Genomic DNA, 26436 nt, shown 5'->3' on the forward strand with positions numbered 1-26436 from the left:
TTATGAGGAAGCTTGATGGCCCCCACGATTCGCTCGCCCTTCAGACGAACGCTCGCGCTTATGGCCAGCGCCGCAATCCTGGCGCAAGCCGGCGTGAGCGGGATTGCCTATGCGCAAACCGCGCCTGAGACGACCGCACCCGGGGTTACGGCACCCGCTCCGGCTAGTCCGGAAACGGCGGCTCCCGCTCCTACGCCTCCCGTACCCGCCGCACCACAGCAGACCGCTCCGATCCAGGCCGCCGTGCCCAATAACGGCCCGGCTTCCGTCGCCGATCTCGCCGAAGGGCTGCTCGACGCCGTGGTCAACATCTCGACTTCGCAGAAGGTGAAGGACGATGAGGGCGCGGGTCCGGCGCCGCGCGCGCCCGACGGCTCGCCTTTCCAGGAATTCTTCAACGACTTCTTCAACAAGCAGCAAGGCAACAAGGGCGGCAACCACAATGTCAGCTCGCTCGGTTCCGGCTTCGTCATCGATCCCGCCGGCTATATCGTCACCAACAATCACGTGATCGAGGGCGCCGACGACATTGAGGTCAATTTCGCCAACGGCTCGAAGCTGAAGGCGAAGCTGATCGGCACGGATACGAAGACCGATCTCTCGGTGCTGAAGGTCGAGCCGAAGACGCCGCTCAAATCGGTGAAATTCGGCGATTCCAGCGAGATGCGCATCGGCGACTGGGTGATGGCGATCGGCAATCCGTTCGGCTTCGGCGGTTCGGTGACGGTGGGCATCATTTCCGGGCGCGGCCGCAACATCAATGCCGGCCCCTACGATAACTTCATCCAGACGGATGCGGCGATCAACAAGGGCAATTCGGGCGGTCCGCTCTTCAACATGAAGGGTGAGGTGATCGGCATCAACACGGCGATCATCTCGCCGAGCGGCGGCTCGATCGGCATCGGCTTCTCGGTGCCTTCGGAGCTTGCTTCCGGTGTCGTCGAGCAGCTGCGCCAATATGGCGAGACGCGGCGCGGCTGGCTCGGCGTGCGCATCCAGCCGGTGACCGACGATATCGCCGACAGCCTCGGGCTCGACACTGCAAAGGGCGCGCTGGTCGCCGGCGTCATCAAGGGTGGACCGGTCGATGACGGCTCGATCAAGGCGGGCGACGTCATTTTGAAATTCGACGGCAAGACCGTCAGCGAAATGCGCGACCTGCCGCGTGTCGTGGCGGAAAGCACCGTCGGCAAGGAAGTCGACGTCGTGGTGCTGCGCGACGGCAAGGAGCAGACCGTCAAGGTGAAGCTCGGCCGGCTCGAGGACAGCGATCAGGCGGCTGCATCCGGCGATTCAGCACCCGACGGCTCGCAGGACGACGGCGTGATCACTCCGGATCCCGGCGAGAACAATGACATGGACCAGCCGGATTCAGGCGATCAGGCCAAGCCTGCACCTGATACACCCGACCAGCATAAGGGCCAGGTGCCGCCGGATGCGGCCACGCCGAAGAACGTACTCGGGCTGTCGCTGTCGCTGTTGAGCGCCGAGACGCGCAAGGCCTTCGGCATCGCCGAGAGCGTCGATGGTGTCGTCGTGACGGAAGTGACGCCCGGCTCCGCCTCCGCTGAAAAGGGGCTGAAGCCCGGCGACGTGATCGTCGAGGTGGCGCAGGAGTTCATGAAATCGCCGGATGCAGTCGCCGCCAAGGTGCAGGCGCTGAAACAGGAAGGCCGCCGCAACGCCCAGCTGATGATCGCATCGTCGAATGGTGATCTGCGGTTCGTGGCGGTGCCGATGGAGTGAGACGACCCGGTGGAGACTGGCAAATAGAGAGCAACTGCTTGACATTGGTCAGTCGCGGCTTTCTCCCTCTTCTCCCCAGCGGGGAGAAGGTGGCCCGAAGGGTCGGATGAGGGGGGCCGCACGGCACCTCCTATCTATTGCCCTTCGCCTGCGCTCAGCGCATTCGCGGCTTTGCCGCTCACCCCCTCAACCGCCTGCCGGCACCTTCTCCCGCCGGGGAGAAGAGACCTGCTGCAGCGCCCTGCGTCTCTTCTCAGCCGGAGTAAGATGACAGGCTACTTGGCCGGCCTACAGACTTTGCCCTTCCGTGCGAGCCGCCAGCGATCATCCCCGATTTCAGGAATGTCGCTGGTATCGATCTCCTTGTCCGGAAGAGCATTGAGCGCGCGGAGTTCGGCCAGTTGTTCGTCCGTCAAAGTTTGCTTGCTCATATGTCTCCTCTGGCGCGGCATCGCTTCAAACCGTCACGAAATCCGTCTTCCGATAGCCCTGGATATAGAGCAGGGCGGTCAGGTCGCCGTGGTTGATGCGCATTTGCGCTTCGGCGGCGACGGCGGGCTTGGCGTGGAGCGCGACGCCGGAGCCGGCGAGGTGCAGCATGCCGAGGTCGTTGGCGCCGTCGCCGACGGCGATCGCTTCTTCCGGCGAAATACCGAGGCTTGCCGAAATTTCGTTCAGCGCATCGACTTTCGCCTGTTTGCCGAGGATCGGTTCGGCGACGAAACCGGAGAGGATGTCGCCGTCTTCGAGCAGCGTGTTGGCGCGGTTCTCGTCGAAGCCGAGGGTGGCGGCGATACGGCTGGTGAAGACGGTGAAGCCGCCGGAGACAAGCGCGGTGTAATGGCCTTTCGACTTCATGGTGGCAAGCAGTTCCGGACCGCCCGGGGTGAGCGTGATGCGCTTGGCGATGACCTCGTCGACGACCGATATCGGCAGCCCCTTCAGCAGGGCGACACGCTCACGCAGGGCAGGTTCGAAAGCGATCTCGCCGTTCATGGCGCGAGCAGTGATGGTCGCGACCTTCTCCTTCAGGCCGACTTCGGCGGCGAGTTCATCGATGCATTCCTGGCCGATCATCGTCGAATCCATGTCGGCGATCAGCAGCTTCTTGCGGCGGGTCTCCTGCTCCTGGATGACGAGGTCGATGGGCGCGCCTGATATGACGGCAAGGATACTGGCCTCGGCCGCTTGCGCATCGGTGCCGTCGCGCAGCGCGATGTCGCAGGCGATGCCGTCGGCCAGCCAGTAGAGGCCCGAAGCCTTCACGGACTTCGCCGCCTGTTCGGCGATCGCGGGTGTCAGCACGGGATTTGACGGATTGGCAACAAGCGTGGCAACGAGGGCCATGATGGAAAACCTTCTGAGCACAGTGAACGCGATCCTGATAACCGGGCCAACCGCCAGCGGCAAGTCCGCGCTCGCCGTCGAATTGGCCAGACGCCATGACGGCGCGGTTGTCAACGCCGACAGCATGCAGGTCTACGACACGCTGCGGGTGCTGACCGCGCGGCCGTCGGAGGCAGAGATGCAGGGCGTGCCGCATCATCTTTACGGCCACGTCCCGGCAGGTGCGGCCTATTCCACAGGCGCCTGGCTGCGCGATGTCTCGGCACTACTACCGGGGCTCAGGGACGCAGGACGGCTGCCGGTCTTCGTTGGCGGCACGGGGCTTTATTTCAAGGCGCTGACCGGTGGCCTCTCCGATATGCCGGAGATACCGGAGGCGCTGCGGGAGAGACTCAGGACACGGCTGCTGGAGGAGGGGCCGGACGGGCTCTATGCCGAACTCGCTGAGGTCGATCCTGCCATGGCGGCAAGCCTCAACCACCAGGATGGGCAGCGCATTGTCCGGGCGCTGGAGGTGGTGAAGGCGACGGGGCGGTCGATCGCCGATTTCCAGGGCCGGTCGGGACCGGTGGTGATCGACGCGGCTGAGGCCCGCAAGATCGTCGTGCTGCCGGACCGGGCTGTGCTGCATCAACGCATCAACGGCCGTTTCGAAAAAATGCTGCAGCAAGGTGCGGAAGACGAGGTACGGGCTCTGCTTGCGCTCGATCTGCCGGCCGAGGCGCCTGTGATGAAGGCAATCGGCGTGTCGCAGATTACGGCGATGGTCAGGGGCGAGATGACGCGCGACGAGGTGCTGGAGAAGGGGGCTGCGGCGACGCGGCAATATGCCAAGCGGCAAATGACATGGTTCCGCAACCAGATGGACGATAGCTGGGAACGGCTGACAGTTTAGGCTTCAGCTTGTTGCCGGCCTCCCGCTTCAGACATCTGCAGGCTCAGCAGCTTGACGAGTTTGCCGACCGCCGCCTGCAACTGGTCCGGCGGAAATCCACCGAAGCCCAGCATCAGGCCGGGGCGCGCCGGCTGCGCGGCATACATCGGGGAGATCGCACGCACGGCGAGGCCGGCCGAGAGGGCGCGGGCTGCGAGTTGCACGTCGTCGACCTCCTCGGGCAGCCATAGAAGAATATGCATGCCTTGGTCGCTCTCCTGGACGCGGCAGCCCTCAGGCAAGGCCCGCTCGAGCGCCGAGAGCAGAACTGCGCGGCGTTCGGCATAGAGGCCGCGGATGCGCCGGATATGCGCTTCGAAATAGCCTTCCCGCATATAGGCCGCCAGAACATGCTGTTCGGCGATCGGCGAATGCCGGTCGAGAATGGCGCGGGCGCCGGCAAAGGCTTCCGCGAGCGGAGGAGGGGCGATGACGTAGCCGAGGCGCAGGGAAGGAAAAAGCACCTTGCTGAACGTGCCGAGATAGATGACGCGTGACGGACGCAATCCCTGCATCGAGGGAAACGGGTGCCCGGCATAACGCAGCTCGCTGTCGTAGTCGTCCTCGACGATCCAGGCGCGATTTTGGTCGGCCCAGGCGATCAAGGCATTGCGCCGCGCCATGCTGAGCGGCATCCCGACCGGATATTGATGCGACGGGGTGACGAATGCGGCGCGAGCCTGCGGACAGAGCTCGAGGCCGCGTTCCACGTTCATTCCCTGTGCATCGACCGGCAGGCGGTGCGTCCGTACGCCGAGATCGTCAAGCACTGCCGTCAGGCCGGGATAGGCCGGGTCCTCGGCCCATACCGGATCGTCACGCGAAAGAAGGACTCGGCCTGCCATATAGAGGCCTTGCTGGGTGCCTGATGTAACGATGACCTGTTCCGGCTCGCAATGAACGGCCCGCGCGCGCCGGACGTGGTCGGCAATGGCAAGCCTGAGTTCGAGCAAGCCCATAGGGTCGTGATAACCCGAAGGTGCGGCCTGTCGCGACGCGCGCACGCGGTTGCCGAGACGGCGCCAGTTGTCGTCGGGCGCAACGCCGCAAGCCGGGACAGCGATGGCGAAGGGAACCGGTGGGTGCGGAGTGAGCGCACGGGCAATGGCGATCAGCCGGCCAGCTTGGGAAGGCAGATCGACGGCATCCGCGGTAGACGGCACCGCCGGTGCAAGCGGGGGTGCCGTCGTCGCGTCCATCAGATCGGCGGCAACACGGGTTCCGGCTCCGACCCGCGCTTCGAGATAGCCTTCGGCGGTCAACTGATCGAACACCTCGACGACGGTGCCGCGCGCGATCTTCAGCGAATCCGCCAGGCCGCGCGTCGAAGGAAGGCGTTCGCCTGGCCTCAGCTCACCGCGGGCGATTGCATTCCGCAGGGTCTGCGCAAGTTGGCGGCCGACGTTAGCCGTTCGATCGATCGCGTTGAGCGATGGGATTTCAATGGTGCTGCGCCGTTTGGACATCGCAAAATGGTCCATAGAGATTCTTCAAAAATGGCGCTTCACGATGAACCAATTTTCGAGGAAAAGGAAGCAGATTGGCGGCTCCCCGATGGCGCATTCTTCGTCATCGTCGGTCGTGCGAGCGCAAACTTCTGGAAAAACGCAAATGCAGGATCTTCTCGTCGTCTACATTGCCTACGCAATCGCTGCAGGCAGTCCCGGACCAAGCAATATGGCCATCATGAATGTGGCGATGCGGCAAGGACGTCGACCGGCGCTCGCCCTTGCCGCCGGGGTCATAACGATGTCGACATGTTGGGGGCTGATCGCGGTCACCGGCATCTCGACAATCCTGGTCCGCTATGCCCATGCGCTGCTATTCCTCAAGATCGCAGGCGGGCTGTACCTTCTCTGGCTCGCCTGGAGGGCGGCCCGCTCGGCCGCCGCCCCGGATAGGCCGGCAAGCGAGGCCGTGCGGCCTGCCGCGCAACTCGGCGTGCTCTATCGTCGCGGCGTTCTGATGCATCTCGGCAATCCGAAGTCGGTTCTGGCCTGGGTGGCGATCATGTCGCTCGGCCTCAAGCCGGGCGCTTCGCCGGAGGTGGCCGTCACGGCCTTCGGCGGCTGCGTGCTCTTGGGGATCTCGATATTTGCCGGCTATGCCGTGCTCTTCTCCACGGCACCGATGGTGCGCGGCTACGCCCGTGCGCGACGGTGGATCGAGGGCAGTCTCGCCGTCTTCTTCGCGGGCGCCGGATCGCGCCTCCTGTTCTCACATTGACCGGATTTTCAGGATCGCATCATGTCTGTCGCTTCTCCGTTTCATGGCCTTTCGGCCTTTCCGCCAACGCCCGCCGATAGGGATGGCCGGGTCGACACGGAAGCCCTCTGCCGCCTGTTGGAACGCCTGTGTGATGCAGGCGTCGCTTCGATAGGCCTTCTTGGCAGCACAGGGATCTATGCCTTTCTCACACGCGAGGAACGACGGCGAGCCGTCGAGGCTGCGGTCGAGTGCGTTCGCGGTCGTATTCCCCTCGTCGTCGGCGTCGGTGCCCTGAGGACAGACCACGCCCGGAACCTGGCGAGGGATGCCGAGGCCGCCGGTGCAGATGCCCTTCTGCTTGCGCCGGTGTCCTACACGCCGCTGACCCAGGACGAAGCCTACGAGCATTTCCTGGCGGTCACCGAGGCGGCGAAGCTGCCGCTTTGTATCTACAACAATCCCGGCACGACCCACTTCACCTTCGGCCGGGATCTTCTGCAGCGCCTATCCGATATCGAGACGATCAGGGCCGTGAAGATGCCTCTGCCTATTGACGGCGATTTCGCAGGCGAGCTGGCGGCATTGCGTGACAAGACCAGGCTTGCGATCGGCTACAGCGGTGACTGGGGAGCGGCCGAAGCGCTGCTTTCAGGTGCCGACGCCTGGTACAGCGTCATCGGCGGCTTGCTTCCGCGCGTCGCCCTTGCCCTGACCAAGGCCGCGATTGCGGGCGAGGGCGGCGAAGTGCGTCGGCTCGATGGTCTTCTCGAGCCGCTCTGGCAAACGTTCAAGGCGTTCGGAAGCCTTCGCGTAGTCTACACGCTGGTCGACCTTCTTTCACTCGCCAGGGCAGAGCTCCCACGCCCTCTTTTACCGCTCGGGCCGATGGAGCGGCAGCGTGTGCTCGAGGCCGTCGAGCCTCTGATCGCCCTGGAGAGCGAGCTGAAGCGTCAATCCTTGTTGTAGAGGCTGCTCAGCGGTTTTTTCAGGATGCTTTCGCGCAGCGACGTGCCGGGCTCCCGGCGGGAGACGGCGGGCTGGTCCGCCGGCGGTGTCGGCCGGGGAAAGACCGGCTCGTCGCGGCGCATCTCGCGTCGGAGCGCGTCCAGCCGGGGATCGATCGCAGGTGACGTGGCCGGATCGAGCCGCGGTGTCTGCGGCAGCAGTTCGCGGCGGTAGGATTCGAGCGGCGCGGCGGAAGAGGCGGGCGGCGTGTATGGCTTCGCGTCAAGATCCTCGTCGGCTGCGTCGGTCTCGTCGAAACCTGCCACGGACGCGGCATAATTCTGCTGGAAATTTGAAATGTCAGGTCCGACGGTCACCGCCCGCATGCGGGTGACGATCTTGCGCAAATCGACCGTATCCGGATCTTCCTCGCTCTGCTTGCTGTTGGCGCTGCTCGCCTTCGGCAGGAGGTTTTCGTCGACGCGGGAAAAACGCATACGCATCGGCACGCTGATCGCCTCGCCAAAGGCGATCGCCTCGCCGTTGCCGATCGAGGAGATGAAGCTCGTCGTCGAGATCGACGAGTTCGGGATGGCCGAGCGGATGATTTCCTGGTCGCGGTCGTTGGCAAGGCGCATGGCAAAGAGCGTCGAACACTGCGACAGGATCGTCTGGTCGAGCTCGCCCGGCCGCTGGGTGATGATGCCGAGCGAGACGCCGTATTTGCGGCCTTCCTTGGCGATGCGCGCGATCGCCTGGCGTGTCGGCACGAAGCCGAGGCTCGGATCGGAGGGGATATAGCGGTGAGCTTCCTCGCAGACGACGAGCATGTGGATGGCGCCCTCGCTCCACAGCGCCACCTCGAAGGCCATGCGGCAGAGCACGGAGGCGACAGAATTGACGACCTCGGAGGGAATGCCGGCAAGCTGGAAGGTACAGATCGGCCGGTTCTCGCCGGGGATGCGGAAGATCTGCGCGATGGTTTCGGTGATCGTGTCGCTGATCGTGTTGTTGGAGAACATGAAGTGATAGCGCGGATCGTTGATCGCAGCGATGAGGCGCATCTTCAACGACCGCAGAGAGGGTTTTTCCGAACGGCCTTCCAGGCGGCCGATGCGCTCGTCGATCAGCGCCAGCAGATCGGCCATGCGGTAGGGAACCGGCGTATCGGCGGTGATCGAGCTTTTTTCCGTCGTGCGGCGCACCAGCGAATTGTCGCTGCCGCGGAAGGCGCGCTTGGCTTCCGGCAGGATATCGCGCAGCATATCGAGCTCTTCGGGCACCGGCGGGCGGCCGCGAAACACGACTTCGGCGAACTCCTCCAGCCGCATCAGCCAGAAGGGCAGATCAAGCGTATCAGTATCGATGGTGACGGCGTGCTGAGGAAATGCGGCGGCGAATTCATTATGCGGATCGAGGATCAGTACACGCAGCTTCGGGTCCGCCGCGATCGCCTTGTGCAGGAGCAGCGACACGGCCGTCGACTTGCCGACGCCGGTGGAACCGACGACGGCGAAATGCTTGGAGAGCATCGAGGGGATATGGATCGCCGCATCGATGCTTTCGTCCTGCGTCAGCTTGCCGATGACGGCGGTCGTGCCCTGGCCGGCATCGTAGATGCGCATCAGGTCTGCGGATCGGATGCGGTGCGCGATGGCGCCGAGATAGGGATAACGCGAGATGCCGGTCGAGAATTCCTCGCGCCCGTCCTCGTCGACGCGGACTTCGCCGAGCAGCTCGGTCTCGATCTTGAAAATATTGTCTTCGCCTTCGCCCCAGGCATGGCTGCCGGTGTTCATCTGATAGACGAGCGCGACGACGCGATTGCGGCCGACGCTGATCGAAATCAGCCGGCCCACGGACCAGAGTTCGGTAAGATCGGTGCCGCCCTGTTCGGCGACGGCGGCAATCGTCGCCCTGGAGCCGCTGCATGCAACGACGCGGCCGAGAAAGCGATTTCCCGGCGCAAGGCCATCGCGGCGATCATGCTCGCCTGCCTTGCCAGACGTGCGCAAGTCGTTGTTGAGCAAAGGGCTACTCCATGCGGTAGCGTAGAAGAATAAAGTCGATCCTTTAACAAATCCTTCATCCTATCGATTTTCGGGGATGCAGGCGTGGGGCAGTTTTTTATTGCGGCATGCGTTGACGCTGCGAAATTTTCTGTCTATCACTTCCGACCATGAAAATCGCAACGGCTCTTATCGTGGTGGGAAAGCGCATGGGCAGGATGGTGTAACCATCCGGCGATAGCCACCCATGCGCTAGATGACAGGCTCCTCAGGGGCCTTTTTTTATGCCCAAAATCAGGGCTTCCGGCCACAAACGCAATCCCAGCATCAAACGGAACAGACAGATGAGCACGGACAATCAGGCGGCAGGCAATCGGATGACGGGAGCGGAGATCGTTCTCAAGGCGCTGAAGGACAACGGCGTCGAACATATCTTCGGCTATCCCGGCGGTGCGGTCCTGCCGATCTATGACGAGATCTTCCAGCAAGAGGATGTCAAGCACATCCTCGTCCGCCACGAGCAGGGGGCAGGCCATGCGGCCGAAGGTTACGCCCGCTCCACCGGCAAGGTCGGCGTCATGCTGGTGACCTCGGGTCCGGGCGCTACCAACGCCGTCACGCCGCTACAGGACGCGCTGATGGATTCGATCCCGCTCGTCTGCCTGACCGGTCAGGTTCCGACCCCACTGATCGGCTCCGACGCCTTCCAGGAATGCGATACGGTCGGCATCACCCGGCCCTGCACCAAGCACAACTGGCTGGTCAAGGATGTCAACCAGCTCGCCGCCGTCATTCACGAGGCCTTCCGCATCGCCCAGTCCGGCCGTCCGGGCCCCGTCGTCGTCGATATTCCGAAAGACGTGCAGTTTGCGATCGGCACCTACACGCCGCCCGCCGATTACGCGATCCAGAAGAGCTACCAGCCGAAGATCCAGGGCGACCTCAACCAGATCCATGCCGCGATCGAGCTGATGGCGAATGCGCGCCGTCCAATCATCTACTCCGGCGGCGGCGTCATCAATTCCGGCCCCGAGGCTTCCAAGCTGCTGCGCGAGCTGGTCGAGCTCACCGGTTTCCCGATCACCTCGACGCTGATGGGCCTCGGCGCCTATCCTGCTTCAGGCAAGAACTGGCTGAAGATGCTCGGCATGCACGGCTCCTATGAGGCCAACATGGCAATGCACGACTGCGATGTCATGGTCTGCATCGGCGCCCGCTTCGACGACCGCATCACCGGCCGTCTCAATGCCTTTTCGCCGAATTCGAAGAAGATCCATATCGATATCGATCCGTCCTCGATCAACAAGAACGTCCGGGTCGATATCGGCATCCGCGGCGATGTCGGGCATGTGCTTGAAGACATGGTCCGCCTGTGGCGGGCGCTGCCGAAGAAACCGGAAAAGGGCCGCCTCGATGACTGGTGGACCGATATCGCCCGCTGGCGGGCGCGCAACTCCTTCGCCTATACGAAGAGCAATGACGTCATCATGCCGCAATATGCGCTGGAGCGGCTCTTCGCCCACACCAAGGACCGCGACACCTACATCACCACCGAGGTCGGCCAGCACCAGATGTGGGCGGCACAGTTCTTCGGCTTCGAGCAGCCGAACCGCTGGATGACCTCGGGCGGCCTCGGCACGATGGGCTACGGTCTGCCGGCCGCGCTCGGCGTGCAGATCGCCCATCCCGACAGCCTCGTCATCGACATTGCCGGCGACGCCTCGATCCAGATGTGCATCCAGGAAATGTCGGCGGCGATCCAGCACGATGCGCCGATCAAGATCTTCATCATGAACAACCAGTATATGGGCATGGTGCGCCAGTGGCAGCAGCTGCTGCACGGCAACCGCCTATCGAATTCCTATACGGAGGCGATGCCCGATTTCGTCAAGCTGGCGGAGGCCTATGGCGCCGTCGGCCTGCGCTGCGAAAAGCCGGATGCGCTGGACGACACCATTCTGGAGATGATCGAGGTCAGAAAGCCGGTCATCTTCGATTGCCGCGTCGCCAATCTCGCTAATTGCTTCCCGATGATCCCCTCGGGCAAGGCCCATAACGAAATGCTGTTGCCGGACGAAGCCACCGACGAAGCGGTCGCCAATGCGATCGACGCCAAGGGCCGCGCGCTCGTCTAATAAGGGAAGGGACCAAGGACATGAACGCTCACCTACAGCCCACGGGCTCCGCTTACTTCATTTCGCCGGAAACGGCGGCCGTCGAAAGCCACACGCTTTCGGTTCTCGTCGACAACGAACCGGGGGTTCTTGCCCGGGTCATCGGCCTGTTTTCCGGCCGCGGCTACAATATCGAGAGCCTGACGGTCTCCGAGACCGAGCATCAGGCGCATCTTTCCCGCATCACCGTCGTCACACGCGGCACGCCGCAGGTGTTGGAGCAGATCAAGGCGCAGCTCGAGCGCATCGTGCCGGTGCATCGCGTTGTCGATCTGACGGTGCGCGCCCGCGAACTCGGCCAGGACCGGCCGATCGAGCGCGAAGTGGCACTGATCAAGGTGCTCGGCGAGGGCGAGATGCGCGCCGAGACCCTGCGCCTTGCCGATGCCTTCCATGCCAAGGTGGTGGATGCGACCGTCGGTCACTTCATTCTGGAGATCACCGGCAAATCGTCGAAGATCGATCAGTTCGTGGCGATCATGAAGCCGCTTGGCCTCATCGAGGTGTGCCGTACCGGCATCGCGGCGATGAACCGCGGCGTGCAGGGGATGTGATCTCGCATCGCCCTTTGCTCGGCGTCATCCTCGGCCTTGTGCCAGGGCTGTTCGGTGAGTGAGGAACGGAGAGGCTGCCGCAAAGTCTCTTCTCCCCAGCGGGGAGAAGGTGCCGGCAGGCGGATGAGGGGGCCACACGGGACATCTTTTCCGTGATAGTCTATTCCCCGCCACCGCAATGTTGCATCGTGAATACGGTCGCGACGATACCAACGCGGCTTAAGCTCGCATAAGGATCGTTGGAAAGACCGGCGTCGCCGGCCCCCTCATCCGCCCTACGGGCACCTTCTCCCCGCTGGGGGAGAAGAGGGAATCGAGAGGTCGCGGCATATAACCGGATAGGCGTGAATAGTCTGAGCCGCTGGAGATCAAAGCATCTCCAGCGGCTTTTTCTTTGTGGGCGGCGGAAAGGCAGCGTCGAGGGCATCCCAGTCGTCGTTGGTGATATCAAGCGAGACGCAGTCGCGGTTTTCTGCCGCGCGTTCGGCATTCGAGGTCTTCGGGATGACGATGACGCCATCGCGTTCCAGTAGGAAGGCGAGCGCCAGCTGGGCGGGTGTCGCCTGATAGGCCTTGGCGATGCGGATCAGTTCGGGATGGTGCAGGATATGTCCCTGGTCGATCGGCGAATAGGCCATGACGAGAATGCCGCGGTTCTGGCACCAGGGCAGCAGATCGAATTCGATGCCGCGGTGGGAGAGATTGTAGAGCACCTGGTTGGCGGCGACATTGGCGCCGTCGGGCACGCGGAGCAGTTCCTCCATGTCGTCGGTGTCGAAGTTGGAGACGCCCCAGGCGCCGATCTTGCCGGATGCCTTGAGTGTTTCGAAGGCCGCGATGGTCTCAGTGAGCGGATAGTTGCCTCGCCAATGCAGCAGATAGAGATCGATACGATCGGTGCCTAGCCGTTCGAGACTGCGCTCGCAGGCCTCGATCGTGCCTTTCAGGCTGGCATTCCAGGGATAGACCTTACTGACGATGAAGACCTCGTCGCGCCGGCCCCTGATCGCCTGGCCGACGATCTCTTCAGCGCCACCGTCGCCATACATTTCGGCGGTGTCGATCAGCGTCATGCCGAGATCGATGCCGGCCTTGAGGCTTTCGATCTCGGCCTTGGCATGGCCGGCATCCTCGCCCATGGCCCAGGTTCCCTGGCCGAGCGCCGGCACTTGCGCGCCGTTCGGGAAGGTGATCGTCGGGATCGGGTCGTCTTGCATGATCTTTTCCATTTGGGGGAGATTGCCGCCAATTCTTATCTTTCAAGTAATCCTGTCACCATGACAATGATGCAATGGCATCAGCAATTTAGGACAGTTACATTGACCTAAATGAAATCGGCTACGAAGGATGGCCGGTCCCGGGAGGTTTCATGCCGCTGGATACGTTTCTCGCCCTCGTTCTCTTCGCCTTCACGACCTCGATCACGCCGGGGCCGAACAATATGATGCTCTTCGCATCGGGCGTGAATTTCGGTTTCCGCAGGACGATCCCGCATATGTTCGGGATCGGTGCCGGCTTCTTCGTGCTGTTGCTCGGCGTCGGCCTCGGGCTTGGCGCGTTGCTGCAAACGATACCTGTGATCTATACGGCGCTGAAGTTTGCGGGCGGCGCCTATCTCGTCTGGATCGCCTGGAAGATCGCCTCGTCGCGCTCGCTCAGCGAAGGCAGAATCGGCGCTGAGCCGATGTCGTTCCTCGCCGCCGCCGCCTTCCAGTGGGTCAACCCGAAAGCCTGGGTGATGGCGGTCACGGCAATGGCGACCTATACCAATCCGCAACTCTACCTGGTGAGCGTGCTGATCGTCGGCCTCGCTTTCGCGGCAGTCAATGTGCCCAGCGTTTCGACCTGGGCCGGCTTCGGCTCGGCGCTGAGGGAATGGCTTTCGGATCCGGTGCGACTGAAATGGTTCAATATCAGCATGGCCGTGCTGTTGGTGTTAAGCCTCTGGCCGATGCTAAAATAGAGTGATTGCCGGCTTCATGAGCATCAGCCAGAGAATGCCGATGACGGCGAAGAAGGCGGGAAAACCGCAGGCGAACCAGATGCGGTAAAGGCTGAAATAGGCCGGCGGCAGAGCTTTTCCCGCCGCGGCTGCGGCGCGGGCAAGATCGCGCAAGCGGATCTGGATCCAGACGACGGGCAGCCAGAACAGGCCGGTCACGACATAAAGCAGCAGCGACAGCGCAATCCATCCCTCCGACAGTTCCCAACCGATCGACCGGGCCAGCAGATAGCCGGTCACCGGCTGGACAATGGCTGCGGTGGCGGTGAAGAGAGTATCGGCGATGACAACCGTGCTGGCGACATGGGCGATCAGGCGGGGATCGCGTGTCCAGTGCGCCATCACCATGAAAAAGGCGATGCCGGCGCCGGTGCCGAAGAGCACGGTCGCGCCGATGACATGGGCAAGCAGCAGCCATTCCTCAAGCATCAGCGTTCATCCAGGGTGGCAAGTGCGGTGAGCGTCAGCAGGAGCGACGGCAGCACCTTGATGAGGGGACCAAGCGGATCGAGCCAGAGTGCGGGTTCGAGCAGGCTGGCGCCGGCAAGATAGGCGAACGACACGGCCAGCATGCCGAGAAGGGCGCGTTTCGCCAGCGGGCGAAGGAGGACGGCTACGCCGAGAGCGATGTCGATCAGGCAGGTTGCAAGCGTCAGCGCCGTTGCTGCGGCCTCAGGCATGAACGCCAGGAAGTGCGCGGACGTCTTCTCCAGCGTCAGCAGCGGGATCAGACCGGACAGCAGCCAGAAAAAGGATAGGCCCGATATGACGAGCGGCTTCAGAAGATAGAGCCTGGCAAACCAGAGATCCTGTACGCCGGACGGACTGGCCGAGAGTGTCGCTGCCGCGGGTGTCGTGGCAAGACCGCTCTCCGCTTTCGAGCTCCGCACGCCTTCCGACATGACAGTCATCGCCGTCGAGCGCAGCGGCGAACGCCAGCCGAGCAGTCCTGATAGATCGGCCAGCCACGTCACCGGCCCGGCAAGCCAGCGGGGGAGAGCGAACACGCGGGCGGGTGGCAGGCCGAGCCACTGGCGGTGAAGACGGACGAGATCGGCGAGCGTCAGAACTTCGTCGGCGGCAAGATCGATATCGCCGGAGATGCCGCCGGAGACCGCCCGCGACACGGCTTCCGCCACATCGTCCACCGAAAGCGTTTCGACCGGACTTTCGGCATGGACCAGCGGCAGCACCAGGGGAAAGGCGGCAAGCGCCCGCAGCAGCGCCGAACCGCCATGGGCATTGCGGCCGAGAACGAGGGCAGGGCGCAGGATGAGGTAAGGCAGGCCGCTTGCCGCCAGCGCCTCGTCGGCTCGCCGCTTGGTGGCGAGGAAGGGAAGATCGCCCGCCGCTCCGGCCGTCCTTGCCGATATCTGCACGATCAGCGGACGCGACGAGCGTTTCGCGGCGGAATAGAGCGCCAGCATCGCCTTTTCCTGGGTGACCGCCAGATTGTCCGACAGGCCGTCTTGCAGGGCACCGGCGCAATTGACGACGACGTGTTGATACTTGAGGAGATCGTCCCAGTCTTCGGGCTTCGTCAAGCCGGAGAGATCGGCTTGCCGCCAAGCTATCGCCGGATGTTTCAACCGCGCCCGAGCCGGATTGCGGCCAATCCCGGTCACGACGTGGCCGTCGGCCGTAAGCCGGGCCGCGACGACGGAGCCTATGAAGCCGGTAGCGCCGAGAATTAGGATGTTCATGTTGGGAGATTAGCGGAAAAGCATGAATGGGATAGGAGGGCTTGGCGAGCGTGCGGCGTGTGATAAAAGGGAGGATGTTTACACTGCTTCCACGGAGGAGGCTTCGAGGAAGTGCGAGGCCTTGCCACGATTCCGCTTCTCCCCAGCGGGGAGAAGATGCCGGCAGGCGGATGAGGGGGTGAGCGGCAAAGCCGCAAATGTACGAAGCGTAAGCGAAGGGCAACAATAAAGGGTGTGCCGTGCGGCCCCCTCATCCGACCCTTCGGGCCACCTTCTCCCCGCTGGGGAGAAGGGGAGCAAGAGTTGGACTTCGCCCGCCTTTCAGGGCTTGCCGGAGAAGCGCGTAAGTCGCTTATCTGTTGTTTCGGGAGGACATTGCCTTGCACGATCATGACCACCACGACGATCACGATAATCATTATTCCGACATGCAGGCCCGCGTGAAGGCCCTGGAAACGCTGCTGACGGAGAAGGGGCTGATCGATCCGGCGTCGATCGACGCGATCGTCGAGACTTACGAGACGAAGGTGGGACCGAGAAACGGCGCCCATGTTGTAGCCAAGGCCTGGAACAATGCCGATTTCGCCGACTGGCTAAAGCGTGATGCGACGGCGGCCATTGCCAGCCTCGGCTATACCGGCCGGCAGGGCGAGCATATGCGCGCCGTCTTCAACACCGCCGAGACCCATAATCTCGTCGTCTGCACGCTCTGCTCCTGTTATCCTTGGTCGGTGCTCGGTCTGCCGCCGGTCTGGTACAAGGCGCCGGCCTATCGCTCGCGCGCCGTCATCGATCCGCGCGGCGTGCTGGCCGAATTTGGGCTAACGCTGCCGGAGGACAAGAAGATCCGCGTCTGGGATTCGACGGCGGAACTGCGTTACCTCGTCATTCCCGAGCGGCCCGAAGGGACAGAGGGCATGGACGAGCAGTCGCTCGCCGGCCTCGTCAGCCGCGATGCGATGATCGGCACGGCCGTTGCCCGGAAGCCGGAGAGCGCCACATGAACGGACCGCACGATCTCGGCGGGCAGATGGGCTTCGGTCCTGTCGCGCCCGAAAAGGACGAGCCCTGTTTCCATGCCGAATGGGAAAAGCGGGCGCTCGGCATCACGCTTTCCTGCGGCGCTTTCGGCGCATGGACGATCGATGAAAGCCGGCATGCGCGCGAGAATATTCCGCCGGCCGATTACCTCGCCGCCAGCTATTACGAGATCTGGATCCGAGGCATCGACAAGCTGCTCGAACGGCATGGCTTTGCGACACGCGCGGAATTGCTGTCCGGTCATGCGCAGCAGCCAGGAGCCGTTCCGAAGCGGGTGCTGAAGGCGGACATGGTGCCCGGCGTTCTGGCGAAAGGCGGCCCTTGCGATCGTCCTGTCGAGACAGCACCGCTCTTTGCGGTCGGCGAGACGGTGAGGACGAAGAACTTCAATCCGGCGACGCATACGCGTCTGCCGCGTTATGCCAGGGCCAGGACCGGTGTGGTCGAGGCAGTGCAGGGCTCTTTCGTTTTCCCTGACGACAATGCACATGGCAAGGGCGAAAACCCACAATGGCTCTACACGGTCGTTTTCGACGGCGCGGAGATCTGGGGCGGAAATGCCGATCCGACGCTGACCGTGTCGATCGATGCCTGGGAGAGCTATCTTGAGCCGGCATGAGATATCGCCGCTGACGCAATCGTCCGGGCTGCCGAGGTCGCCGGAGGGCGAGCCGGTTTTTCCCGAGCCATGGGCGGCCGAAGCTTTTGCCATGACCGTGCACCTGCACGCAAAAGGCCTGTTCAGCTGGAGCGAATGGGCTGAAACGCTTTCCGCGCAATTGCACAAGCCTGACCGGGCCGAAGATGGCAGCGACTATTTCGACTGCTGGGTGGCTGCACTCTCCGACCTCATCGTCGACAACGGCATCGCCGATGCGGAAACGATCCTGGCACTGCAGCAGAGCTGGCAGCGGGCGGCGGAAGCGACGCCGCACGGACGGCCAATCGAGCTCAGCAACGATCCCTCGCGCTGATCCTTAGAGTGGTTCAGCTTTTACAGAAGCGCGGAACCGCTCTACCCTTTTGTTTTTTTACGCAATTCCCGGCAAAATCGCTTCGCGCTTTGCCTGGAGTTGCTCTACGACGGGAACTGCTTGTAGCATTCCTCGGCCACCTGACGCAGCGTCTCGCGGGAAATTTCGCCGGTGACGGCATAACCGAGTTCGCCGTCGATCCAGTAGAAGGTTTCGAGATTGCCTGATGAGGCGAAGCGGAAGCTCGTCGTGCGGTTCTGCGTGTTGCGGCCGACCATGACGGTCAGGCGCTCGCCGGCCTGGTTTTCATACATGAACATGGCGCCCGGCCTGCCGTCGACCGGCAGCAGGCGGCCGCCGACCAGCTTGAAGCCGAGCGGCTGCAGGTTCGGGATCTTGAGGTTCTGGATTGCCAGGCGCTTGCCAAGCCAGGTGGCGAGGTGGACCTCCTCGTTTGCGAAGACCTCGACGGGATGGCGAACCTCGGCGGCATAGACCGTGAACGCGGTCTGGGCCTGTTTCGGCAGGGTTTCGGAGCCGGCAAGCTGCAACTCCGGTTTTTCCAGAAGTGCAGGGCCATAATGGCCGCTGACTGCACCGAGCGTGAAGACGAGGAGGGCCGATGCCGCGATCGCCCAGCGATTCGGTCCCGATGAGACGGCGCGCGGGGGGACGACGAGCAGAGGATCGGTGTCCTTCGCCTTCTCATAACCGGCAAACAGCGATCGGATGCCTGAATTCTGCGCCTGCCATTCGGCGACCATCGCCGTCTCGTCGGGATTGTCGGCCAGGAAGGTCTCGATGCGGGCGCGCGCCGTTTCCGGCAGCTGGCCGTCGGCATAGGCGTGAAGGTCGGCTTCGGTGACGCTCGGATTGGTCTCGTTCATTTCGGTCTCCGAAGCGTAATGATGTTGTCGGCCTTCAATCGCTCGGCGACGCGCCGGCGGGCGCGAGACAGGCGCGACATGACGGTGCCGATTGGGATATCGAGCGCGGCGGCGACCTCGCCATAGGTGTATCCCTCGATGACCACGAGCATCAGCACGGCGCGGTGTTCCTCTGAAAGGCTGTTCAGCGCATCGTCCAGCCGGGCACGTTCCAGCGGATCGGCGGGCGGTTCGGGCGCGGCCAGATTCTCTGCGGCACCGATCTCGACAAGGCCGTCGCGCGTCTTGCCGCGCCGGCCGTTGCGGTAGAGATTGGTCATGATGGTCAGGACCCAGCCGCGCAGGTTGAGGCCGCGCCATTGGCCGCGGCGCGTGAGAACCTTTTCGACACAATCCTGGAGCAGGTCCTCGCCATCGGCATCCGAGCGCGTCAGGCTGCGCGAATAACGCCTGAGCGAGGGCAGGAGGGCCAGGATCTGGCCCTCGAAGGTTTCTGGTGCGGGTGTTTTCACGCCGGCAACTCGCTTGTGATCGGGGTCTTCGCGATCAAGGCTTGGCGAGATCCCAGTTGCCGCCGACGCCATCGCCGGTGATGTCGCCGGCCTTCGTGTCCTTGACCCAGTAATAGAGCGGCATGCCGTCCTTGGCCCATTGCTTCGTGCCGTCCTTGCGTTCGATGATCGAATATGCACCATCGGCCTTGGCATCGGAAGCGGCCATCAGCGGGGGCCAGTTCTTGGCGCAATCGTCGTAGCAGTTGGAAACGCCCTTGGCGTCCTTCTTGAAGGTGTAGAGGGTCATGTCGTTTTCGCCGGCGAGCACCTTGCCCTTGGCGGATTCGACTTCCTTGACGGGAGGGGCGGCGAAAGCAGCGGTCGCGGCAAGGGCGGCTGCGGCTGCGACGGACAGGAATTTCACGGATGTCATGATGTCTCTCCTCGGGTTGGGCACGCAATGCTGCGATACCTGAGATGAGACACGGGGGGAGGTGGTTTTATTCCAGGCGGAGCGAAAGTTTTGTGCAAATGGCGGGGCCGCTGCGTCGAGGCGGTCGAACCGTTGAGAATGATCGACGCGCTCTTGGAGAGCGGAGCGAGGCACACCGATCAGCCCTTATGGTGAGGAGGCCCGCAGGGCCGTCTCGAACCACGAGGGCGGGTGGCTAGGTGCGTGCGTGCCGCGTGCAGATATCGCTGGGTTTCAGCGCCGGTGGCCAGCCCCGTCCTTCGAGGCCCCTGCGGGGCACCTCAGGATGAGGCTGGAGAGAGGTATCGTCCGTTATGGCGCCGAGGCAGACGCTGCCGCCATGTCGACCCACACCGCTTCGAATATATGGCCATCGGGATCCTCGAAGGCACGGTTATAGAGCCAGCCCATGTCCGTCGGCGCGCGCGGATCGGCCCTGCCGCCAGCGGCTGTGGCTGCCTCGACGATAGCGTCCACATCCTGGCGGCTGTCCATCGTCAGCGCGATCAGCACTTCGCTCGTCTTCTGCGCTTCGGCGACGGGCTTCGGCGTGAAGGTGGCGAAGAAGTCGCGTGTCAGCAAGTGGAAGACAATGGCTTCGGACCAGACCATGTTCGAGGCTTGGTGGTCGCTGAACTGTTCGTTCTTGCTGCAGCCGATCGCTTCGTAGAAGCGAGTTGCGGCGGCGATGTCTTTCGCCGGCAGGTTCACGAAGATCATCTTAGGCATTGCAGTTCTCTCCTCTTCCTTTGTCTTGCGGAGGTTGTCTTCTGAGGCGGCTTTGCCTCACACAAACTCCTGCACGATCGTGTCGCTGGCATGAATGCAGACGATTTCGAGCCGTCCGGTGCCGACATTCTCGAAGCGGTGGGGAATGTTGGCGGCCACGACGACGATATCGCCGGGAAAGGCGCGGGTCTTGGCGTCGCCTACGGTGAATTCGGCTTCGCCTTTGCTGACTGCCCACGTTTCGGAATAGGGGTGGACATGCAGGTCAGGCCCTTGGCCGGGCTCATTGTCGACCAGGAAAAGCGATATCTCGCCGCCATGGTCGCGGCCTTCGAAGCGGACCGTGCGGCTCTGATCGGGTCGCGGTTCCTGGTGGCGAAGAATACTGAACATCACGTGCCTCCTGCTGGTGCCCTCTGCGATCACAAAACTATCTTCGTGAGAAGATATATCCTCAAAACTGTCTTCCTGTCAAGATATCTTCCTTGAAGTGGATGGAAGGTGTATGTCTCGGCTGTGGTGGCATATGAGGCAGAAAATGACGAATGGAACTAAAGGAGACGGCTCCTACGAGGATCATGTCGACCGGCTGCGCCGGCAATGGGCGCTGGAACTGCCCGACCTCGACACTGAGCCGATGGCGATCCTGGGCCGGGCCTTTCGGCTGTCGAACCTGGTGCGCCCGAGCATTGAGGCGACCTTTGCCGATTTTGGTCTCGACCGCGGCGAATTCGACGTGATCGCAACGCTTCGCCGTTCCGGACCGCCTTATCGGTTGACCCCGACAGACATGTATTCGGCTTTGATGATCTCCTCGGGAGGCCTGACCCACAGGCTCGACCGGCTGGAGAAGGCGGGCCTGATCCGCCGGGAGAAATCACCGCGTGACGGGCGCAGCGTATTGGTGGCATTGAGCGAGGCGGGCGCGGCACTCGCCGAAAAGGCCTTCCGCACCGACATGGCGAGCGAATCTTCGTTTCTGCAGGCTCTTGACGGAAAGGAGCGCGAGGCGCTCGCGGCGCTGCTGCGCAAGCTGATCGCCGGAATTGAAAATGAGCAGGCGCAGGGAGAGGACGAGAACGGGGGCTGAGGGAGATCGGAGCCCGCATCGCCGTTCAGGCAGCAACACGCTGCTTTTGCAGCTCATTTACATCGTGCCGGTTTTCGGATATGATATGTCCTTAATTCCATTGGCAGAACCAACCATCATACGAGTTGCCGAATGATCCTGAAAAGCCAGGTCGAGTGGGCGCTTCACTGCTGCGCCATTCTCGCGGGCCTGCCAGAGGGCAGGTATCTTTCCACCAAGGCGCTTGCCGAGCTTCATGGTCTGCCGAAGGAATATCTCTCCAAAGCACTGCAGAGCCTTTCGCAGGCATCGCTGGTCGAGACCACGCTCGGTCCGAGTGGCGGCTACAGGCTTGCCAAGACCCCCTCGGATATCAACTTTCTCGAGATCGTCGAGGCGGTCGAGGGGAAGGCCCGCAGCTTCACCTGTACGAACATCCGGGCGAACAATCCCTGCCGGCCGCAAGGATACTGCGACAGCAAGCCATGCGCGGTGGCGCGCATCATGTGGGAGGCCGACGAGGCCTGGCGTGATACGCTGAGGCGCGTCCGGCTTTCCGATCTGGTCGGCACCTTGTCCGAGGAAGTGCCGGCCGACATTTGGCGCAGCACGTTCGAATGGGTGCTCAAGCGCGCTGGCTGAGCGGGGCGCCGATCTCTACGCCTTGAAAATGGTTCTGATGGTCTTCAGGATGGCATGCGCACTGCGGGCATGTTCGGGAGGCAAGGAGGCGCCGTTGCGGAAACGCTCGGCGCGGCTGGCGAGGTGGTCGGCGATTTCTTCCGCCAGCGCCGGGCGTTCGCTTAGCAGCGGCGCGAAGGCCTCCTGATCGATCTCATAGGCGGTCACGGGGGTCAGAGCCTCCAGGGTGCAGACTTCCTGCATGCCGGCGAGCAGTCCGGTCTCTCCAAAAAAATCGCCCGGCGCGAGCCGTCCGCGTTCCTCGCCTGCGTTCCGCGCCGCGATGATGCCGGCGCGTACCATCATCAGTGAGGGGAGCATTTCGTCCTCCCGCACGATCACATCGCCTTTGCGGAACTCCCGGACAGTCGTGGTTTCGGCGAGCCTGCGCTTCTCATCTGATGTCAGCGTTGTAAAGACCGGAATGGCCTCGATCAGGGCAAGCGGCGTTACGCTCGGCGGCTTTGCGCTTTCTTCTGTCGGCAGATCGGCGGTCAGCACCGTCGCCGACGGCGGAATGGCCAGCAGCAGGCCGGCGGATTTGCAGTGGCGATAGACGAGATCGAGCACCTCGTTTCGCGCCGGCACCCGCTGGCTCGGGCTCGTCACCCGAAACTGCAGCTCGACCTCAAGCGCCGTGGCATCCAGCCCCTTGAGTGCTACGACCGGCGGCGGCTCGCGCACGATCGAATTGCAGCTCGCAAGCGCCGTTGCCATGACTTGGCGGACCGATGCCGGCATCCGCGTCGGGGCGATGCGGATGGTGAGGATCAAGAGATGGGTCTCGTCCGGCCGGCTTACATTCGTCAGGCCGAGCTTTGCCAGAAAACTGTTCGGCAGAACGACGATATTGTTTGCGCTGGTCAGGATGTGCGTCGCGCGCCAATTGCTTTCGACGACGCGCCCCTCTGTGCCGTCGCTGAGAAGGATCCAGTCACCGATGATGTATGGCCGGCCGAGCGTCAGGGCGATGCCGGAGAAGACGTCAGCGAGCGTGTTCTGCAGCGCCAGGCCGAGAATGATGGCGACCACGCCCGAGGTTGCGACGAGGGTTCCGATCGGCACGCCGAAGACGAAGGCCAGAACCGACAGGGCCATGCCGATATAGACGACGCCGATGACCAGATCCTGGAGCAGGCGAGCCTCTCGCGGACTGCCCTCCAGCACCAGATAGAGCCTGATGAAACCGATGACAGCCCATGCCAGATGGATCCACCAGAGCGTTTTTGCGACGATGACGAGCAGGGCCTGCGGATCTTCCGAGCCATATCCCTGAAACCGATGAGGTTCGATGCCGCTGCCGACGAGGATCAGCGTCATCACACCAAAGAACAGGATCTGCACCACCAGCCGCGTCGTCGGCCGCTGCCGGGAAAGCAGATGCCAGACGACGATGCCGGCGAAGCCGACTGTTATCAGCGATATCAGCGGCTTGCCGAAGAGCGCGTCGTAGATCATCTCTCTCTGTCTCCGGAAGGGGCGGGCGGCACATGATTCAGCATCTCGGCCGCCCGCGCAAGCATCGGAGCTTCGCGCGGACGGCAGGAGTGAACTGTCACTTCTGGAGCGGATAGGTCAGCTCTTTCTGGTCGGTGTCTACGACGAAGACGGCGAGCAGGCGGGCGGGCTTGGTCTCGCTGCCATTGGCGCTGACGCCATGGCGGTCGCCCGGCATTTCGGAGAAGCTCTCCCCGGCCTTATAGACCTTGACCGGGTCGTCATTGACCTGGCTGCGGATCGACCCTTCGAGCACGGTGGCGTAGATGAAGGCCGAGTCCGGATGGGTGTGGCCTTCGGAGAAGCCGCCCGGACCATATTCGACGAGCACGCCCTTAATGCTCTTGCCTGGCACGTTCGGAAGTTCGTGCTCATAAACGAGCGTGACCTTCGCAGCCTTGCTGCTGTCATGTGCGGCCACGCCGGTGGCGGCCAGAAGGGCGAGGGCGGCGGCGAGGAATGATTTTTTGATCATCGGAATCTCCTTGGATCTGGATGGGGAGGACGCGCCCAAGCGGCCGCGTCCTGAGGGCAAGTGAAATCACTTCGGCTGGGCGGACTTTGCGAACCATTGCTCGAAGGTGATCGAGCCGAGCCGCGGATTGGCGTCGGAGACGAGCGATTGGTCGTTGAGCCTTGCGCCGAAATATCTCGCTTCGGCGTCGACCTCGACGGTGCGCGGGTCTTTCATCGCCTTCAGATAACGGGCGACGAGCTCGCTGAGGCGGGCCCGTTCGGGACCTGATATCTCGACCGTCGTATTGGCGGGGGGGTCGAGCGCCACATCAGCCATGGCGTCGGCGACGTCGTCGGAAGCGATCGGCTGCACATGGACCGGCGACAGGTGGACCGTCTGGCCGACCGTGCCGGATTGGGCGATGCCGTTCAGGAATTCCATGAACTGCGTCGAATGCACGATGGTATAGGGAATGCCCGACGCCTTGATCAGCTTTTCCTGGGCAAGCTTGCCGCGGAAATAGCCGCTTTCCTGCAGGCGCTCGGTGCCGACGACGGAGAGCGCGATATGGTGCTTGACGCCGGCGAGTTTTTCGGCGGCGAGTAGATTGCGACCCGAGGTCTCGAAAAATTCGAGCACGGCCTTATCCTCGAAGGACGGCGAATTGGCGAGGTCGAGCACGACTTCGGCGCCCGAGAGCGCCTCTGCCAGCCCTTCTCCGGTGATCGTGTTGACGCCGGAGTTCGGCGATGCGGCAATCACGTCATGGCCGCGTTTGCGCAGGCGTTCGACAGTCTTCGAACCGATGAGGCCGGTTCCGCCGATGACAACGATTTTCATAACGGATCTCCGTTCGCTGCCGGAGTGCGGCAGCGTCAAAGTTGAATCTTCTCAAGGAATTGCGAGGGTTAGTTCAGGCCTGCCTTGTCGAGGCCGTAGGCCTTGTCGGCCGAGCCGGGCACTGTCTTGAAGCCGACATTGACGCGGTTCCAGGCATTGATCGCCATGACGACGAAGGTCAGGTCCGAGATTTCCTTCTCGGAAAGCTGGCCGCGCACCCGTTCGTAAATCTCGTCGGGAATGCCGCCTTCGGGAAGCTTGGTCAGTGCTTCGGTCCAGGCAAGGGCTGCACGCTCGCGGGGAACGAACAGGTTCGATTCCCGCCAGATGGCGACGTGGTAAAGCCGCAGTTCCGTCTCGCCGTGGATCTTGGCCTGCTTCACATGCATATCGAGGCAAAAGCCGCATCCATTGATCTGCGAGGCGCGGATCTCGACGAGGGCCTGCAGCTTCTCGTCGATCACGCTGCTCTTCAGCGCCATGCTGAATTCCATGAATTTCTTGAAAAGCTCGGGGGACTGCTGGGCGTAGTTCAGTCGCTGGGTCATATGTCTCTCCTTCAATTAAGGATATTAAGTATCCTTATGGATAAAAGATATCCTTAATTGCTGGACTGTAAAGTCATTCTCGCTTAGTTTGGCTGCATAAGGCCTATGCACAAAAGTATGAGGGGCAGGGATGGATATCGTTTCGGCATTGCGGACCTTTCAGCGCGTCGTGGAGACGGGTTCGTTCTCGGCGGCGGCGCACGATCTCAACGTGACGCAGCCGGCGGTCTCGCGACAGGTCGCAGCCCTCGAGGGCCATTTCAACACCCGCCTCCTGCATCGCACGACGAGCGGCCTGTCGCTGACGGCAGAGGGGGAGCGGATGCTGCCGATGGCGCTGCGGATTCTCGAAGCGGTTGAGGAGCTTGGCGATGCGGCCGGATCGGACGGCGCCATGGCCTCGGGAAAGGTCAGGCTCAGCGTTCCAGCACCACTCGGCCTCTATCTCAGCGAGCGGCTCGGCGATCTTCTCGCCGCCCATCCGAAGCTCTCGGTCGAACTCATCTTCAGGGAGCAGGGCTCGGATATGATCGAGGAGCGCCTGGATCTCGAAGTGCGCTTGGGCCAGGTCGCCGACAGCAGCCTCGTCTGCCGGCGGATCGGCTGGACGACCGCCTTCCTCGTTGCAGCTCCCGCCTATCTCGCGCGCAGGGCGGCTCCCCGCGCACCGAAGGAGATCAAGGACCATGAATGCCTGTGTTACAACAGGGCAGGCGAGGCCAATACCTGGTCCTTCTCGAACGGTTCGGAAGACATATCGGTCCGGATCTCGCCGCGGTTGACCGCCTGCAATGCCGTCGCCATTCACCGGGCAGCCCTTGCTGGAGCGGGTCTTGCGGTGCTTTCGCACATCATCGCAATGCCCGATATCGCCGCCGGCCGGCTGGTCCCCGTGATGAAGGATTTCCAGCCGAGCCGGCTGCCGGTTACCGTCGTCTATCCCTCGCGGCGCAACATGCCGCTGCGCGTCAAGACGGTTCTGGATTTTCTCACCGACGCTATGGGGCAGGACCCGTCGATGTGCGCGAGCGGCGCGGACCGGCAGTGGAACTGATGATCGTCCGGCCGGGCGATTTGCCGTTTTCCGCCTTGCCTAAATCCCGCGAATCCTGCCAAGTCCTGCGA

At 62.8% G+C, this 26436-nt stretch carries 29 protein-coding genes; 13 read left to right on the forward strand and 16 right to left on the reverse strand.

Annotated features, from left to right (window positions below; genetic code table 11):
• Window positions 1-15: 15 nt before the first annotated feature.
• Window positions 16-1746: a DegQ family serine endoprotease gene (locus B5P46_RS18460; protein ID WP_129419963.1), complete on the forward strand. Its 1731-nt coding sequence runs from the start codon at window positions 16-18 to the stop codon at window positions 1744-1746.
• A 275-nt stretch (window positions 1747-2021) separates the two neighbouring features.
• Here B5P46_RS18460 and B5P46_RS34470 read toward each other — a convergent pair whose 3' ends face one another.
• Window positions 2022-2177 carry a hypothetical protein gene (locus tag B5P46_RS34470; protein ID WP_164986509.1) on the reverse strand — a complete coding sequence of 52 codons (156 nt, stop codon included), beginning with the start codon at window positions 2175-2177 and terminating at the stop codon, window positions 2022-2024.
• A gap of 25 nt (window positions 2178-2202) precedes the next feature.
• A complete protein-coding gene (gene serB, locus B5P46_RS18465; protein WP_129419964.1) occupies window positions 2203-3093 on the reverse strand; it encodes a phosphoserine phosphatase SerB in 891 nt (296 codons plus the stop codon).
• On the opposite strand from serB, the gene miaA reads away from it, so the two are divergent.
• Complete coding sequence (miaA, locus tag B5P46_RS18470; RefSeq protein WP_129419965.1) at window positions 3092-3988, forward strand: tRNA (adenosine(37)-N6)-dimethylallyltransferase MiaA; 897 nt, start codon at window positions 3092-3094, stop codon at window positions 3986-3988. The genes serB and miaA overlap by 2 nt on opposite strands.
• Here miaA and B5P46_RS18475 read toward each other — a convergent pair.
• Window positions 3985-5493: a PLP-dependent aminotransferase family protein gene (locus B5P46_RS18475; RefSeq protein WP_206735384.1), complete on the reverse strand. Its 1509-nt coding sequence runs from the start codon at window positions 5491-5493 to the stop codon at window positions 3985-3987. The two genes, miaA and B5P46_RS18475, sit on opposite strands and share 4 nt — an antisense overlap.
• Before the next feature lie 145 nt (window positions 5494-5638).
• Between B5P46_RS18475 and B5P46_RS18480 the strand changes: the two genes are divergently transcribed.
• Both B5P46_RS18480 and B5P46_RS18485 read left to right on the forward strand, forming a co-directional pair.
• Complete coding sequence (locus B5P46_RS18480; RefSeq protein ID WP_129419967.1) at window positions 5639-6253, forward strand: LysE family translocator; 615 nt, start codon at window positions 5639-5641, stop codon at window positions 6251-6253.
• A gap of 21 nt (window positions 6254-6274) precedes the next feature.
• Window positions 6275-7201 carry a dihydrodipicolinate synthase family protein gene (locus tag B5P46_RS18485; RefSeq protein ID WP_129419968.1) on the forward strand — a complete coding sequence of 309 codons (927 nt, stop codon included), beginning with the start codon at window positions 6275-6277 and terminating at the stop codon, window positions 7199-7201.
• Here the strand turns inward: B5P46_RS18485 and B5P46_RS18490 are convergent.
• Entirely contained in the window at window positions 7186-9210 is a 2025-nt protein-coding gene (locus tag B5P46_RS18490; protein WP_129419969.1) for an ATP-binding protein, read from the reverse strand. The two genes, B5P46_RS18485 and B5P46_RS18490, sit on opposite strands and share 16 nt — an antisense overlap.
• Before the next feature lie 323 nt (window positions 9211-9533).
• Between B5P46_RS18490 and B5P46_RS18495 the strand changes: the two genes are divergently transcribed.
• Window positions 9534-11324 (forward strand): acetolactate synthase 3 large subunit, encoded by a 1791-nt coding sequence (locus tag B5P46_RS18495; protein ID WP_129419970.1) that lies wholly within the window; start codon window positions 9534-9536, stop codon window positions 11322-11324.
• A 20-nt stretch (window positions 11325-11344) separates the two neighbouring features.
• Complete coding sequence (gene ilvN, locus B5P46_RS18500; RefSeq protein WP_129419971.1) at window positions 11345-11917, forward strand: acetolactate synthase small subunit; 573 nt, start codon at window positions 11345-11347, stop codon at window positions 11915-11917.
• A 368-nt stretch (window positions 11918-12285) separates the two neighbouring features.
• Here the strand turns inward: ilvN and B5P46_RS18505 are convergent, their stop codons facing one another.
• The gene (locus B5P46_RS18505; protein ID WP_129419972.1) at window positions 12286-13134 is read right to left on the reverse strand and encodes an aldo/keto reductase; all 849 of its coding nucleotides are present in this window, start codon (window positions 13132-13134) and stop codon (window positions 12286-12288) included.
• 152 nt (window positions 13135-13286) lie between these two features.
• Between B5P46_RS18505 and B5P46_RS18510 the strand changes: the two genes are divergently transcribed.
• The gene (locus B5P46_RS18510; protein ID WP_129419973.1) at window positions 13287-13880 is read left to right on the forward strand and encodes a LysE family translocator; all 594 of its coding nucleotides are present in this window, start codon (window positions 13287-13289) and stop codon (window positions 13878-13880) included.
• Here the strand turns inward: B5P46_RS18510 and B5P46_RS18515 are convergent.
• Both B5P46_RS18515 and B5P46_RS18520 read right to left on the reverse strand, forming a co-directional pair.
• On the reverse strand, window positions 13872-14348 hold the full coding sequence (locus B5P46_RS18515; protein ID WP_129419974.1) for a DUF2269 family protein: 477 nt from the start codon (window positions 14346-14348) through the stop codon (window positions 13872-13874). The two genes, B5P46_RS18510 and B5P46_RS18515, sit on opposite strands and share 9 nt — an antisense overlap.
• Complete coding sequence (locus B5P46_RS18520) at window positions 14348-15622, reverse strand: SDR family oxidoreductase (RefSeq protein ID WP_129419975.1); 1275 nt, start codon at window positions 15620-15622, stop codon at window positions 14348-14350. Before B5P46_RS18520 ends, B5P46_RS18515 begins: the two co-directional genes overlap by 1 nt.
• Window positions 15623-16050: 428 nt before the next feature.
• Here B5P46_RS18520 and nthA point away from each other — a divergent pair, with 428 nt between their 5' ends.
• The 3 genes from nthA to B5P46_RS18535 are packed head-to-tail and all read left to right on the forward strand — an operon-like array spanning window position 16051 to window position 17637.
• Complete coding sequence (nthA, locus tag B5P46_RS18525) at window positions 16051-16626, forward strand: nitrile hydratase subunit alpha (RefSeq protein WP_245456211.1); 576 nt, start codon at window positions 16051-16053, stop codon at window positions 16624-16626.
• A complete protein-coding gene (nthB, locus tag B5P46_RS18530; RefSeq protein WP_129419977.1) occupies window positions 16623-17282 on the forward strand; it encodes a nitrile hydratase subunit beta in 660 nt (219 codons plus the stop codon). The genes nthA and nthB overlap by 4 nt, the downstream gene beginning before the upstream one ends.
• The gene (locus B5P46_RS18535) at window positions 17269-17637 is read left to right on the forward strand and encodes a nitrile hydratase accessory protein (RefSeq protein WP_129419978.1); all 369 of its coding nucleotides are present in this window, start codon (window positions 17269-17271) and stop codon (window positions 17635-17637) included. Before nthB ends, B5P46_RS18535 begins: the two co-directional genes overlap by 14 nt.
• Window positions 17638-17741: 104 nt before the next feature.
• On the opposite strand, the gene B5P46_RS18540 is transcribed toward B5P46_RS18535, so the two are convergent.
• From B5P46_RS18540 to B5P46_RS18560, 5 genes are all read right to left on the reverse strand, one after another.
• On the reverse strand, window positions 17742-18524 hold the full coding sequence (locus B5P46_RS18540; RefSeq protein ID WP_129419979.1) for an anti-sigma factor family protein: 783 nt from the start codon (window positions 18522-18524) through the stop codon (window positions 17742-17744).
• Complete coding sequence (locus B5P46_RS18545; RefSeq protein ID WP_129419980.1) at window positions 18521-19036, reverse strand: RNA polymerase sigma factor; 516 nt, start codon at window positions 19034-19036, stop codon at window positions 18521-18523. Before B5P46_RS18545 ends, B5P46_RS18540 begins: the two co-directional genes overlap by 4 nt.
• Before the next feature lie 34 nt (window positions 19037-19070).
• Window positions 19071-19451: a COG4315 family predicted lipoprotein gene (locus tag B5P46_RS18550; protein WP_129419981.1), complete on the reverse strand. Its 381-nt coding sequence runs from the start codon at window positions 19449-19451 to the stop codon at window positions 19071-19073.
• 351 nt (window positions 19452-19802) lie between these two features.
• Complete coding sequence (locus B5P46_RS18555) at window positions 19803-20219, reverse strand: VOC family protein (RefSeq protein ID WP_129419982.1); 417 nt, start codon at window positions 20217-20219, stop codon at window positions 19803-19805.
• Between the two features lie 57 nt (window positions 20220-20276).
• Entirely contained in the window at window positions 20277-20612 is a 336-nt protein-coding gene (locus B5P46_RS18560) for a cupin domain-containing protein (protein ID WP_129419983.1), read from the reverse strand.
• A 145-nt stretch (window positions 20613-20757) separates the two neighbouring features.
• Between B5P46_RS18560 and B5P46_RS18565 the strand changes: the two genes are divergently transcribed.
• On the forward strand, window positions 20758-21309 hold the full coding sequence (locus B5P46_RS18565) for a MarR family winged helix-turn-helix transcriptional regulator (protein ID WP_129419984.1): 552 nt from the start codon (window positions 20758-20760) through the stop codon (window positions 21307-21309).
• 132 nt (window positions 21310-21441) lie between these two features.
• Window positions 21442-21930, forward strand: coding sequence for an RrF2 family transcriptional regulator (locus tag B5P46_RS18570; RefSeq protein ID WP_028732797.1), 489 nt, complete (start codon window positions 21442-21444; stop codon window positions 21928-21930).
• Window positions 21931-21945: 15 nt separating this feature from the next.
• On the opposite strand, the gene B5P46_RS18575 is transcribed toward B5P46_RS18570, so the two are convergent.
• From B5P46_RS18575 to B5P46_RS18590, 4 genes are all read right to left on the reverse strand, one after another.
• Window positions 21946-23427: a cyclic nucleotide-binding domain-containing protein gene (locus B5P46_RS18575; protein WP_129419985.1), complete on the reverse strand. Its 1482-nt coding sequence runs from the start codon at window positions 23425-23427 to the stop codon at window positions 21946-21948.
• Between the two features lie 97 nt (window positions 23428-23524).
• Window positions 23525-23941 (reverse strand): cupin domain-containing protein, encoded by a 417-nt coding sequence (locus B5P46_RS18580; RefSeq protein ID WP_129419986.1) that lies wholly within the window; start codon window positions 23939-23941, stop codon window positions 23525-23527.
• A gap of 66 nt (window positions 23942-24007) precedes the next feature.
• On the reverse strand, window positions 24008-24763 hold the full coding sequence (locus tag B5P46_RS18585; protein WP_129419987.1) for an SDR family oxidoreductase: 756 nt from the start codon (window positions 24761-24763) through the stop codon (window positions 24008-24010).
• A gap of 68 nt (window positions 24764-24831) precedes the next feature.
• Window positions 24832-25311 carry a carboxymuconolactone decarboxylase family protein gene (locus B5P46_RS18590; RefSeq protein ID WP_129419988.1) on the reverse strand — a complete coding sequence of 160 codons (480 nt, stop codon included), beginning with the start codon at window positions 25309-25311 and terminating at the stop codon, window positions 24832-24834.
• A gap of 130 nt (window positions 25312-25441) precedes the next feature.
• Between B5P46_RS18590 and B5P46_RS18595 the strand changes: the two genes are divergently transcribed.
• Window positions 25442-26365 carry a LysR family transcriptional regulator gene (locus B5P46_RS18595; protein ID WP_129419989.1) on the forward strand — a complete coding sequence of 308 codons (924 nt, stop codon included), beginning with the start codon at window positions 25442-25444 and terminating at the stop codon, window positions 26363-26365.
• Window positions 26366-26436: the final 71 nt, after the last annotated feature.

The sequence above is a fragment of the Rhizobium leguminosarum genome, from assembly GCF_004123835.1.
Lineage (GTDB): Bacteria > Pseudomonadota > Alphaproteobacteria > Rhizobiales > Rhizobiaceae > Rhizobium > Rhizobium leguminosarum_M.

Bases quoted from the DNA above. Each gene is read 5' to 3' on its own strand.
- B5P46_RS18460 (WP_129419963.1), top strand. From the start codon at position 16: ATGGCCCCCACGATTCGCTCGCCCTTCAGACGAACGCTCGCGCTTATG.
- B5P46_RS34470 (WP_164986509.1), bottom strand. From the start codon at position 2,177: ATGAGCAAGCAAACTTTGACGGACGAACAACTGGCCGAACTCCGCGCG.
- miaA (WP_129419965.1), top strand. From the start codon at position 3,092: ATGATGGAAAACCTTCTGAGCACAGTGAACGCGATCCTGATAACCGGG.
- serB (WP_129419964.1), bottom strand. From the start codon at position 3,093: ATGGCCCTCGTTGCCACGCTTGTTGCCAATCCGTCAAATCCCGTGCTG.
- B5P46_RS18475 (WP_206735384.1), bottom strand. From the start codon at position 5,493: ATGTCCAAACGGCGCAGCACCATTGAAATCCCATCGCTCAACGCGATC.
- B5P46_RS18480 (WP_129419967.1), top strand. From the start codon at position 5,639: ATGCAGGATCTTCTCGTCGTCTACATTGCCTACGCAATCGCTGCAGGC.
- B5P46_RS18485 (WP_129419968.1), top strand. From the start codon at position 6,275: ATGTCTGTCGCTTCTCCGTTTCATGGCCTTTCGGCCTTTCCGCCAACG.
- B5P46_RS18495 (WP_129419970.1), top strand. From the start codon at position 9,534: ATGAGCACGGACAATCAGGCGGCAGGCAATCGGATGACGGGAGCGGAG.
- ilvN (WP_129419971.1), top strand. From the start codon at position 11,345: ATGAACGCTCACCTACAGCCCACGGGCTCCGCTTACTTCATTTCGCCG.
- B5P46_RS18505 (WP_129419972.1), bottom strand. From the start codon at position 13,134: ATGCAAGACGACCCGATCCCGACGATCACCTTCCCGAACGGCGCGCAA.
- B5P46_RS18510 (WP_129419973.1), top strand. From the start codon at position 13,287: ATGCCGCTGGATACGTTTCTCGCCCTCGTTCTCTTCGCCTTCACGACC.
- B5P46_RS18515 (WP_129419974.1), bottom strand. From the start codon at position 14,348: ATGCTTGAGGAATGGCTGCTGCTTGCCCATGTCATCGGCGCGACCGTG.
- B5P46_RS18520 (WP_129419975.1), bottom strand. From the start codon at position 15,622: ATGAACATCCTAATTCTCGGCGCTACCGGCTTCATAGGCTCCGTCGTC.
- nthA (WP_245456211.1), top strand. From the start codon at position 16,051: ATGCAGGCCCGCGTGAAGGCCCTGGAAACGCTGCTGACGGAGAAGGGG.
- nthB (WP_129419977.1), top strand. From the start codon at position 16,623: ATGAACGGACCGCACGATCTCGGCGGGCAGATGGGCTTCGGTCCTGTC.
- B5P46_RS18540 (WP_129419979.1), bottom strand. From the start codon at position 18,524: ATGAACGAGACCAATCCGAGCGTCACCGAAGCCGACCTTCACGCCTAT.
- B5P46_RS18550 (WP_129419981.1), bottom strand. From the start codon at position 19,451: ATGACATCCGTGAAATTCCTGTCCGTCGCAGCCGCAGCCGCCCTTGCC.
- B5P46_RS18555 (WP_129419982.1), bottom strand. From the start codon at position 20,219: ATGCCTAAGATGATCTTCGTGAACCTGCCGGCGAAAGACATCGCCGCC.
- B5P46_RS18560 (WP_129419983.1), bottom strand. From the start codon at position 20,612: ATGTTCAGTATTCTTCGCCACCAGGAACCGCGACCCGATCAGAGCCGC.
- B5P46_RS18565 (WP_129419984.1), top strand. From the start codon at position 20,758: ATGACGAATGGAACTAAAGGAGACGGCTCCTACGAGGATCATGTCGAC.
- B5P46_RS18570 (WP_028732797.1), top strand. From the start codon at position 21,442: ATGATCCTGAAAAGCCAGGTCGAGTGGGCGCTTCACTGCTGCGCCATT.
- B5P46_RS18575 (WP_129419985.1), bottom strand. From the start codon at position 23,427: ATGATCTACGACGCGCTCTTCGGCAAGCCGCTGATATCGCTGATAACA.
- B5P46_RS18580 (WP_129419986.1), bottom strand. From the start codon at position 23,941: ATGATCAAAAAATCATTCCTCGCCGCCGCCCTCGCCCTTCTGGCCGCC.
- B5P46_RS18585 (WP_129419987.1), bottom strand. From the start codon at position 24,763: ATGAAAATCGTTGTCATCGGCGGAACCGGCCTCATCGGTTCGAAGACT.
- B5P46_RS18590 (WP_129419988.1), bottom strand. From the start codon at position 25,311: ATGACCCAGCGACTGAACTACGCCCAGCAGTCCCCCGAGCTTTTCAAG.
- B5P46_RS18595 (WP_129419989.1), top strand. From the start codon at position 25,442: ATGGATATCGTTTCGGCATTGCGGACCTTTCAGCGCGTCGTGGAGACG.